At 70.5% G+C, this 9,377-nt stretch carries 7 protein-coding genes and 2 pseudogenes; 1 reads left to right on the forward strand and 8 read right to left on the reverse strand.

Annotated elements, in window-relative coordinates:
• Positions 1-90: 90 nt before the first annotated feature.
• A complete protein-coding gene (locus ABZY11_RS39905; protein WP_356483865.1) occupies positions 91-528 on the reverse strand; it encodes a hypothetical protein in 438 nt (145 codons plus the stop codon).
• Between the two features lie 417 nt (positions 529-945).
• Between ABZY11_RS39905 and ABZY11_RS39910 the strand changes: the two genes are divergently transcribed.
• On the forward strand, positions 946-3,159 hold the full coding sequence (locus tag ABZY11_RS39910; protein ID WP_356483866.1) for a terpene synthase family protein: 2,214 nt from the start codon (positions 946-948) through the stop codon (positions 3,157-3,159).
• Here ABZY11_RS39910 and ABZY11_RS39915 read toward each other — a convergent pair.
• From ABZY11_RS39915 to ABZY11_RS39945, 7 genes and pseudogenes are all read right to left on the reverse strand, one after another.
• Positions 3,135-5,528, reverse strand: coding sequence for a glycoside hydrolase family 95 protein (locus tag ABZY11_RS39915; protein WP_356483867.1), 2,394 nt, complete (start codon positions 5,526-5,528; stop codon positions 3,135-3,137). The two genes, ABZY11_RS39910 and ABZY11_RS39915, sit on opposite strands and share 25 nt — an antisense overlap.
• A gap of 149 nt (positions 5,529-5,677) precedes the next feature.
• Positions 5,678-6,178, reverse strand: coding sequence for a hypothetical protein (locus ABZY11_RS39920; protein WP_356483868.1), 501 nt, complete (start codon positions 6,176-6,178; stop codon positions 5,678-5,680).
• 134 nt (positions 6,179-6,312) lie between these two features.
• Positions 6,313-6,708: pseudogene (locus ABZY11_RS39925) on the reverse strand (ACT domain-containing protein); the annotation flags it as partial.
• Positions 6,709-6,722: 14 nt separating this feature from the next.
• Entirely contained in the window at positions 6,723-7,352 is a 630-nt protein-coding gene (locus ABZY11_RS39930) for an ABATE domain-containing protein (protein WP_356483869.1), read from the reverse strand.
• 34 nt (positions 7,353-7,386) lie between these two features.
• Positions 7,387-7,629 (reverse strand): DUF397 domain-containing protein, encoded by a 243-nt coding sequence (locus ABZY11_RS39935; RefSeq protein WP_356483870.1) that lies wholly within the window; start codon positions 7,627-7,629, stop codon positions 7,387-7,389.
• A 102-nt stretch (positions 7,630-7,731) separates the two neighbouring features.
• Complete coding sequence (locus ABZY11_RS39940) at positions 7,732-8,898, reverse strand: thiolase domain-containing protein (protein WP_356483871.1); 1,167 nt, start codon at positions 8,896-8,898, stop codon at positions 7,732-7,734.
• Positions 8,888-9,377: pseudogene (locus ABZY11_RS39945) on the reverse strand (lipid-transfer protein); the annotation flags it as partial. The gene ABZY11_RS39940 and the pseudogene ABZY11_RS39945, both read right to left, overlap by 11 nt.

A 9,377-nucleotide genomic window follows, 5' to 3' on the forward strand; every position in this document is an offset into this window, starting at 1 on the left:
GCTACCTCGCCGGACTCCACCTCCGGGCCTCCATGATCTGGATCAAGGACCTCACACGAGCGGCCCCTTGATCACAACCGAATACGCTCCCTAGCCGGGCCGCGTCGGCCGCAGCTTCCCGTAGGCGCCGTTTGGTCGGTCGGCGATGTCCCGGGCCCGCTTCGCGCTCAGCCGGAACAGCGGATGCCGTCGTTCCAGCTCGGCCAGCAGGCGAAACGCGGACGCACGACTCGGCTTCGGCACGACGTCCGGACCGTGGCGTGCGATCACCCGGGCCCGCGTCCGCTCGATCACCATCGTCTGCGACGGCTTCGACTCCCCGGTGTGCTCGACCATCACCTCCAGGGCCGTCTCCGCCCACCGGTCGTCAGCAGCGACCCTCCGTGTTCGGGCCGGTCCCTTCCTGGGGGCCGGCCCCGCTTCACCATGAGCCCGGAACTCGGCGATCCACCGCTTCAGCGTGCGAAGCCCAATCCCGAACTCGGCGATCTTCGCCGCGTAGCGGGAGTCCGCCGGCAACCCAGGCATGTACTCCGGTCGCGGCGATCGCCACGCCTGGCCTTCGACGCACCCACCGTCCCGACATCGGAAACTCACCAAAGCCCCTGCATCGTCCATTGCGCCCCAGCAGCCGCCCTGACGAACAGGGTGTCAGCGCGGTGCCCGCGACGGCGCCAGCCCGGTGCGGAGTCACCCGAACAGATGACGAGTTCGACGCGGGTCTCAGACAGATGGCACAAGTGCCATCCTGGTGCCATTCCAGCTGAGACTGTGCCGCGAAATCCTGGACCCTCACCGGCCGCTCCCGGCCGCCGTCAGTGGACACGCCTTTTGTGTGACTAATCCCGGATGTGCGTGCCCCGAACGGCCGAGGGGTAGTGCTCGCGCCGACACGATCACGTCCGCGCGATGCTCGCGCGGCGATCCAGGAAAGGCCGGACGCACATGGCTCAGCCCTTCACCCTGCCGGACTTCTACGTTCCGTATCCGGCACGGCTCAACGCCCACGTCGAGGAGGCCCGGGTACACACCAAGGAGTGGGCGCGCAGCATAGGGATGGTGGAGGGTTCGGGCATCTGGGAGGAGAAGGACATCGACTCCCACGACTACGCACTGCTCTGCGCGTACACCCACCCCGACTGCTCGGCCGAAGCCCTCTCGCTGGTCACCGACTGGTATGTGTGGGTCTTCTTCTTCGACGACCACTTCCTGGAACTCTTCAAGCGCACCCCCGACCGCGAGGGCGGAAAGCGTTATCTGGACCGGTTGCCCGCGTTCATGCCGATGGAACGCGGGGCCCCGATGCCGGAGCCGACCAATCCGGTCGAGGCGGGGCTGGCCGATCTGTGGGCGCGTACGGTGCCGAGCATGTCCGACGCCTGGCGGGCCAGGTTCGCCGAGGCGACGAAGAACCTGCTCAACGAGTCGCTGTGGGAGCTCGCCAACATCAACGAGGGGCGCATCGCGAACCCCGTCGAGTACATCGAGATGCGCCGCAAGGTGGGCGGCGCCCCGTGGTCGGCGGGTCTCGTGGAATACGCGGCGGGCGCCGAGGTCCCCGAGGCGGTGGCCGACGAGCGTGCGCTGCGGGTACTGCGGGACGCCTTCTCCGACGGTGTGCATCTGCGCAACGACCTCTTCTCGTACCAGCGGGAGGTCGAGGACGAGGGCGAGAACAGCAACGGTGTGCTGGTCCTGGAGCGCTTCCTCGGCTGTACCACGCAGGAGGCCGCCGACGCGGTGAACGATCTGCTGACGTCCCGGCTCCAGCAGTTCGAGAACACCGCGCTCACCGAACTCGGGCCGCTCTGCGCGGAGAAGGGGCTCGACCCGGCGCAGACCGCGGCGGTTCTCGCGTACGTCAAGGGATTGCAGGACTGGCAGTCGGGCGGCCATGAGTGGCACATGCGCTCCAGCCGCTACATGAACGACGGCGCGGTCGAAACGGCCACGACCGGCTTCGGGATGGCCGCGGCGTCGATCCGGTTCACATCGCGCTCGGAGGCGGCCCGGCTGCGCGGCCACACCCATGTGCCGTACCAGCGCGTCGGCCCGTCCCTGCTGCCCGACATCGAGCTGCCCTTCGGCACGACGCTCAGCCCGCATCTGGACGGGGCACGGGTACGGATCGTCGACTGGGCGAGCCGCATGGGCATTCTGGAGGCGCAGCCGGGGGTGCCCGGTTCGCACATCTGGGACGAGGAGCGGCTCATCGCGACCGATCTGCCGCTCTGCGCGGCGGGGCTGCACCCGGACGCGACACCGGAGGAGCTGGATCTGTCCTCCCAGTGGCTCACCTGGGGGACCTACGGCGACGACTGGTTCCCGGTGGTGCACGGACGGGCCCGCGATCTGACGGGGGCCAAGCTCGCCAATGAGCGTCTGTCGCTGTTCATGCCCCTGGACGGGTCCGGAACGCCCGAACCGGTCAACGCTCTGGAGCGGGGGCTCGCCGATCTCTGGGTGCGGACCTCGGCCCCGATGGACCCGAGCGGGCGCCGCGCGTTCCGGACGGCGGTCGAGGATATGACCGCGAGCTGGATCTGGGAGCTGGCGAACCAGGTGCAGAACCGCATCCCGGACCCGGTGGACTATGTCGAGATGCGGCGCATGACGTTCGGCTCCGACCTCACGATGAGCCTGTGCCGGCTGGGCCATGGCAGGAAGGTCCCGCCGGAGATCTACCACAGCGGGCCGCTGCGCTCACTGGAGAACGCGGCGGCGGACTACGCGTGTCTGCTCAACGACCTGTTCTCGTACCAGAAGGAGATCGAGTTCGAGGGTGAGGTGCACAACGGCGTCCTGGTCGTGCAGAACTTCTTCGGGGTGGACTATTCGACCGGGGTGGCGATCGTGTACGACCTGATGAAGTCTCGGCTGAGGCAGTTCCTGCACGTCGCCGAGCAGGAACTCCCGGTGCTCTACGACGACTTCGGGCTGGACGCGGAGGCGAGGGAGGTCCTGGCCGGGTACGTGCTGGAGCTCAAGCACTGGATCGCGGGCATCCTGATCTGGCACCGGGACTGCCGGCGCTACCGCGAGCAGGACCTGCGGCGCGGCACCGGAACCCCGTGGCACATCAGCGGTCCCACGGGGCTCGGTGTCTCGGCGGCGCGGGTGACCGCGCTGTTCGCTCAGCCCTCGGCGACCAGCGTGTAGCGGCTGCCGGCACGCGCCTTGAAGACCTTCTCGCCGCTCGCGAACAGCGAACTGCGGACGGTCACTTCGCGGGTGCGGCTCGCCGTGATCACCACACGGCGGGCCTGCCCAACGGCCCACTCGATGTCGACGGTGAACCCTCCTCTGGCGCGCAGTCCGCGCACCGATCCGTCCGGCCAGCCCGACGGGAGGGCGGGGAGGATGTCGACGGTGTCGTGCTGGCTCTGCAGCAGCATTTCGGCGATGCCCGAGGTGGCGCCGAAGTTGCCGTCGATCTGGAAGGGCGGGTGGGTGTCCCAGAGGTTGGGCAGGGTGGAGTTCTTCAGCTGTTCGGCGAGCATCCGGTGGGCGTGGTCGCCGTCGCGCAGCCGCGCCCAGAAGTTGATCTTCCATGCCTTGGACCAGCCGGTTCCGCCGTCGCCGCGCGCCCCGAGGGAGACCTCGGCCGCCCGTGCCCATGCGCTGCCGGGTTCGATCCGACGGCCCGGGTGGAGGGCGAAGAGGTGCGAGACATGGCGGTGGGTGTCGGCCGGGTCGTCCCGGTCGGTCTTCCACTCCTGGAGCTGGCCCCATGACCCGATCCGCAGTCCGGGGTCGAGCCGGTCGAGGGTCGTCTCCAGCCGGCTGCGGAAGGCAGGTGTGTCGCCGAGGGTGCGGGCGGCCTCCAGGGTGTTGGTGAGGAGGTCGTGCACGATCTGCTGGGACATCGCGGCGCCGGCGGTGAAGTCGCCGTGCTCGGGAGAGTAGCTGGGGGTGACGACGAGCAGTCCGTCGCGCGGGTCGGTGCGCAGATTGGCCAGCCAGAATTCGGCCGCCTCCTTCATCGCCGGGTAGGCGGTGGAGCGCAGGTAGTCGGTGGAGCCGCTGAACCGGTAGTGCTCGTACATCTGCTGGGTGAGCCAGGCGGCGGCCTCCGGGAACCAGAACGCGGTGGACCAGTCGTGGACGCCGGTGAAGCCGTACGGGTTGGTCTCGTTGTGCACCACCCAGCCGGCGGTCCCGAACATCTCCTTCGCCGTCCTGCGGCCGGGGGCGCGCATCGCCTCGATGTAGCGGTCGTACGGTGCGGTGGTCTCGGCGAGGTTGGTGACCTCGGCGAGCCAGTAGTTCATCTGGAGATTGATGTTGCTGTGGTAGTCGGCCGACCAGGGCGGGGTGGTCGAGTCGTTCCAGACGCCCTGGAGGTTGGCGGGCAGCGAGCCGGCCCGCGAGGAGGCGATCAGCAGGTAGCGGCCGTACTGGAAGAACAGCGCTTCCAGGGCCCGGTCGGCGGGGCTCGTACCACCCGTGTAGCGGGCGAGCAGCTGATCGGTGGGGAGGTCGGGCAGTTGCTGGCCGATGTCGAGGGCGACCCGGTCGAAGAGGGCGCGGTGGTCGCGTACGTGGGTGTCGCGGACCTTTTCGTAGGAGGCCCGGGCGGCGGAGTCCACGGCGGCGGTGACCGCCGTGTGCGGGTCGTCGCCGCGGTAGGAGGGGTAGCTGTCGGCGTAGTCGGTGCCCGCGGCAAGGACGAACCAGGCGCTGTCGGCGCCGGTGACGGTGAGGGTGCCGGCCGGGTCCGCGGTGACGGTGCCGCCGCTGGTCCGGACGCGGACCTGGGCCTCGAAGCGCAGACCGTTGTCCTTCAGTGCGCCGCGTACGGTGAGCCGGTCCCGGTCGGTGGTGACGGTGCAGTCGTTGCGGGGCGAGGTGTAGCGCAGGGTGAAGGAAACCTGGCCGGGCCGGTCGGCGCCGAGGTGCCCCGCGATGACCCTGCCCGGATGAGAGACGAAGAACTCCCTTGTGTGGCGCACCTCTTGATGGGTGTAGGTCACGGAGGCAAGGGCGTTGCGCAGATCGAGGGTGCGGCGGTAGGAGGCGTCGGCGGCGGCCGGGGCGTTCGGCAGATCCAGCCGCAGGTCGCCGAAGACCTGGTAGGCGCCGTAGCCGCGCCTCGCCTGCCCGAGTTCGGCGGCGACGGCGTCCGGGTCCAGAGCGCCCTGGCTGTCGAGGCGTTGCTGCACGCCGGTGAGGGCGCCGGGCCTGGGGGTGGTCCAGTTCCCGAAGTCGTAGCCCTGGGCGGAGCCCGGACCGCCGGTCCACAGCGTCTTCTCGTTGAAGGTGAGCTGCTCGGAGGCGAGCGTCCCGTACACGCTCGCGCCGAGGGCGCCGCCGCCGATGGGCAGCGACTCGCGCTCCCAGTTCGCGGCCGGTGCGTCGTACCGGAGCGTCGGTTCCGCCTGCTTTTCCGTGTGAGTGGCTCCCTCCGATTCATCGGAGGTACCGGCAGCAGCAGCCGTGCCGGAGAGGGCAGGTATTCCCAGTGCCAGTGCACCGGTTGCCCCTATCGCTGTCTTCACGGTGGTACGTCGCGTGATCCCGGATGTCATGCGGTCGACGCTAAAGGTCCGACGACTGACCCGACAAGGAGCATGACAAAGCGGCCCCTTGGACGGAGGCCGCGAGCACTTGGACGGATGTTGAGGTGTGCGCCCCGCAGCCGCCCGGGGCAAGCGGGCGGTCGGCGAGAGGGACCGTTTCAGCCCTGCTGGAACAGCTCGGCGGGCAGCGGCTTCAGCAGGGTGTACAGATCGTCGGTGATCGGCCGGTCCCAGCTGGCGATGGTGACGAGCACGCCGTCGCTGCGGTCGAACTGGACGCAGGAGATCCGGCTCTCGGAAAGCTTGACCCGGCGGACGATCAGCAGGTTGTCGCCCTGCATCACGGGCATGTCGTCCGTGCCGGTGACCTCGACCGGCTCGTCGTTCTCCAGCGCGAGCAGCAGCTGGGCCACCTCGAACGGGACCTGGCCCTCCTCGGTCTCGCGGGCGGGCGAGCCCTCCGGGAGGTTGCCGATGATCATCGCGGGGCCGCGGCCGCCGAACAGGTCGTAGCGCAGGAAGACGCCCTGACAGCTTCCGTCGGGAGCGGGCAGCAGACCGGCGCCGAGGTTTCCGGGCCAGTCCCCCGGGTCCATGGCCAGGACGTCGAAGTCGGGGCCCGCGGGTGTGGCGGCGCTACGGCGGCGGAGGAAGGACATGCAGCCATGTTACGTGTCCGGGCTCACGTTGCGGAGCCGGGTCCGCGCAGGCCGGGGCGCCGACGGGTGCGCGGGCCGGTCCCGGACGGATCCGCACCCCGGGCTCGGGCGGGTCCGCGCCCCGGCTCCCGGGCGGATTCCGCGGCCAGCGCTTCCAGCACACCGATCGCCTCCGCGGCCCGGTCGTACGGGACGAACAGGTGGTCGTGATGGAAGCCGGCCACCACGTTGCAGCTCAGCCCCACGTCGGTGAGCGCCAGGGAAACGGCGGCCGTGAGCCCGACCGCGTCCAGCGCGGAGTGGACACGGAGGGTGATCCAGGCCGCGGCGTAGTCGTGCCCCAGTCCGGCCGAGAGCGCTTCCGCTTCCGGGAGGACCAGCGTCAGCCCCTCGGCTTCGGCGACTGTGACGACCGGCCTGACACCGGCGGGCACGGTGCCGTCCGGCACGGTCGTGAAGACATAGCGGCCGGGGTTCAGCTCCGGTCGCATTCCGCTCAGCAGGGTTCGGAGATCGCGCTCACCACTCACGGCGACCACGCTACCTACGGTGTGCGGTGACGCTCGTGGTGGCGTGCCACCCGGGCGCGGTTGCCGCAGGACGGCTTGCACCATTCCTGGCGGGGGTGCTCCTTGACGAAGTAGCGCACACAGCGCGGTGCGTGGCAGGCACGCAGCGCGGTGCGGTCCGGGCCCGCGAGGAAACCGACGGCCGCGCGGGCGAGAGCGGCCGGTACCACGTCCGGTCCCGCCGTGCCACCGATCGGGTGGTCATGGGCGACCGGATCACGGTCCGGCACCCAGTCCAGGTGGGGCACGGTCGGGACCGCGGCAGCGGCGGTGTTCAGCAGGCGGAGCGCTTCGCCGAAGGGGAGCAGCCGGCCGGCGTCCGCGGGGCTGGGTTCTCCCGGGCGGACGGCGTGCGCGAACAGCGCCCGGACGGCGGCGCGCAGCGACCGTACGGCTTCCAGGGTCTGTTCGTCGGCCGCCCAGGTGTCGTCGGGCGCCGCGTCGCCGAGCGGACCGCGCCGCTCGCGCACCCATCGGGTCAGTCCGTCCGGGGTGGCGAGGTCATCGGCCACGCCGCCGCGGCCGTCGTGGCGGATGGTGAGGGCGAGGTCGAGCGCGATCCGGGTGTCTGACACGGACTTAATGATAACTTCGGCCAAGACCATTAGCTTCGGGGCCGCGTCATGGCACGGCGCGCGCTCAGGTGAGGTCGAACTCGCCGTCGCGGGCGTTCACCACGAAGGCGCGCCATTCGGCCGGGGTGAAGATGAGCGACGGGCTGCCGGGTTTCCCGACGTTGCGCATCGCGATGAATCCCTCGACGAAGGCGATCTGTACGTCCCCCGCGCCCTGACTGCCCGACCTCCACTGTGCGTTGCTGAGATCGAGATCCGGCTTGTCCCAGCCCGCGAAGGGCTGCTGGGTCGTGGTGCGCTCCGCCACGTCGGCTCCTCCCACTTGTCGTCCCGGGCCAAAGCGTAGCCACCCCCGGCGGTCCCGGACAGGGCGCGAACGGGGCTTCAGCCGGCCCGGGACGGCCCGGTGTCAGCGGGTGGGAGGCTCGGCTCCGACCAGCCACATGGCGAAGAACTGCGCCCCGCCGCCGTACGCGTGGCCGAGCGCCTTCCGGGCCCCCGCCACCTGGTGTTCGCCCGCCTGTCCCCGTACCTGCAACGCGGCTTCGGCGAAGCGGATCACGCCGGAGGCGCCGATGGGATTGGTGGAGAGCACTCCGCCCGAGGGGTTCACCGGCAGATCGCCGTCGAGTTCGGTGACGCCGGACTCGGTGAGCTTCCAGCCCTCTCCCTCGTCGGCGAAGCCCAGGTTCTCCAGCCACATCGGCTCGTACCAGGAGAACGGCACGTACATCTCCACGGCGTCGATCTCCCGTCGCGGGTCGCTGATGCCCGCCTGCCGGTACACATCGGCGGCGCAGTCCCGGCCCGCCCGCGGCGAGACGAAGTCCTTGCCGGCGAAGAGCGTCGGCTCGCTGCGCATCGCGCCGCCGTGCACCCAGGCGGGCGGCTGCGGTGAACGGCCCGCTCCGGCGCGGTCGGTGAGGATCATCGCGCAGGCCCCGTCGGAGGACGGGCAGGTCTCCGAGTAGCGGATCGGGTCCCAGAGCATCGGTGCCGCCCGGACCTTCTCCAGGGTGATGTCCGGGTCGTGGATGTGCGCGTACGGATTCTTGAGCGCGTTGCGGCGGTCCTTGTAGGCGACGAGGGAACCGACCGTGTCGGGCGCGCCGGTGCGGCGCATGTACGCCCGCACGTGCGGGGCGAAGAAGCCGCCCGCTCCGGCCAGTAGCGGTTGCTGGAACGGGATGGGCAGCGAGAGCCCCCACATGGCGTTGGACTCGGACTGCTTCTCGAAGGCGAGCGTGAGGACGGTGCGGTGCACCCGCGCGGAGACCAGGTTGGCCGCGACGAGTGCGGTGGAGCCGCCCACCGAGCCCGCGGTGTGCACCCGGAGCATCGGTTTGCCGACCGCGCCGAGGGCGTCGGCGAGATAGAGCTCCGGCATCATCAGGCCCTCGAAGAAGTCGGGCGCCTTGCCGATGACGACGGCGTCGATGTCCGCCCAGGTCAGTGCCGCGTCCTCCAGCGCGCGGACGGCGGCCTCACGGACGAGTCCGGCGATGGAGACGTCCCGGCGTGCGGACACGTGCTTCGTCTGGCCGATGCCGACGACGGCCACGGGTTCATCGGGCATGAGCGCTCTCCCCTTCGAGGACGGCGACGAGGTTCTGCTGGAGGCAGGGCCCGGAGGTGGCGTGGGCGAGTGCCCGGTCGGACTCGCCGCGGTGGATGCGGGCAGCGGCCTCGCCGAGGCGGATCAGCCCGGCGGCCATGACGGGGTTGGCGGCGAGCGCGCCGCCGGACGGGTTGACGTCGACGCTGTCGTCGAGTCGGAGCGCCTTGCGCAGCACCACCTCCTGGGAGGTGAACGGGGCGTGCAACTCGGCGGTGTCCACGGGGCGTTCGAAGACCCCGGCACGGGTCGCGGCGAGCCGGGTGGACGGTGATTCGGTCAGCTCCCGCACCCCGAGGCCGTGCGCCTCGATGCGGTGGTCGATGCCGCGGATCCAGGCGGGGCTCCGCAGGCGCCCTCCCACTCGGCGGGCCGATTGGCCTGCTCCATCAGCTCGGTGAGGCCCTGCTTGGGCAGCGCGTCGTCCAGCTTGGTGACGA

The organism is Streptomyces sp. NPDC006510 (assembly GCF_040611955.1).
GTDB lineage: Bacteria > Actinomycetota > Actinomycetes > Streptomycetales > Streptomycetaceae > Streptomyces.

What these genes read in the sequence shown, in the direction of transcription:
- ABZY11_RS39905 (WP_356483865.1), bottom strand. Translation starts at nt 528, where the DNA reads ATGCCTGGGTTGCCGGCGGACTCCCGCTACGCGGCGAAGATCGCCGAG.
- ABZY11_RS39910 (WP_356483866.1), top strand. Translation starts at nt 946, where the DNA reads ATGGCTCAGCCCTTCACCCTGCCGGACTTCTACGTTCCGTATCCGGCA.
- ABZY11_RS39915 (WP_356483867.1), bottom strand. Translation starts at nt 5,528, where the DNA reads ATGACATCCGGGATCACGCGACGTACCACCGTGAAGACAGCGATAGGG.
- ABZY11_RS39920 (WP_356483868.1), bottom strand. Translation starts at nt 6,178, where the DNA reads ATGTCCTTCCTCCGCCGCCGTAGCGCCGCCACACCCGCGGGCCCCGAC.
- ABZY11_RS39930 (WP_356483869.1), bottom strand. Translation starts at nt 7,352, where the DNA reads ATGGTCTTGGCCGAAGTTATCATTAAGTCCGTGTCAGACACCCGGATC.
- ABZY11_RS39940 (WP_356483871.1), bottom strand. Translation starts at nt 8,898, where the DNA reads ATGCCCGATGAACCCGTGGCCGTCGTCGGCATCGGCCAGACGAAGCAC.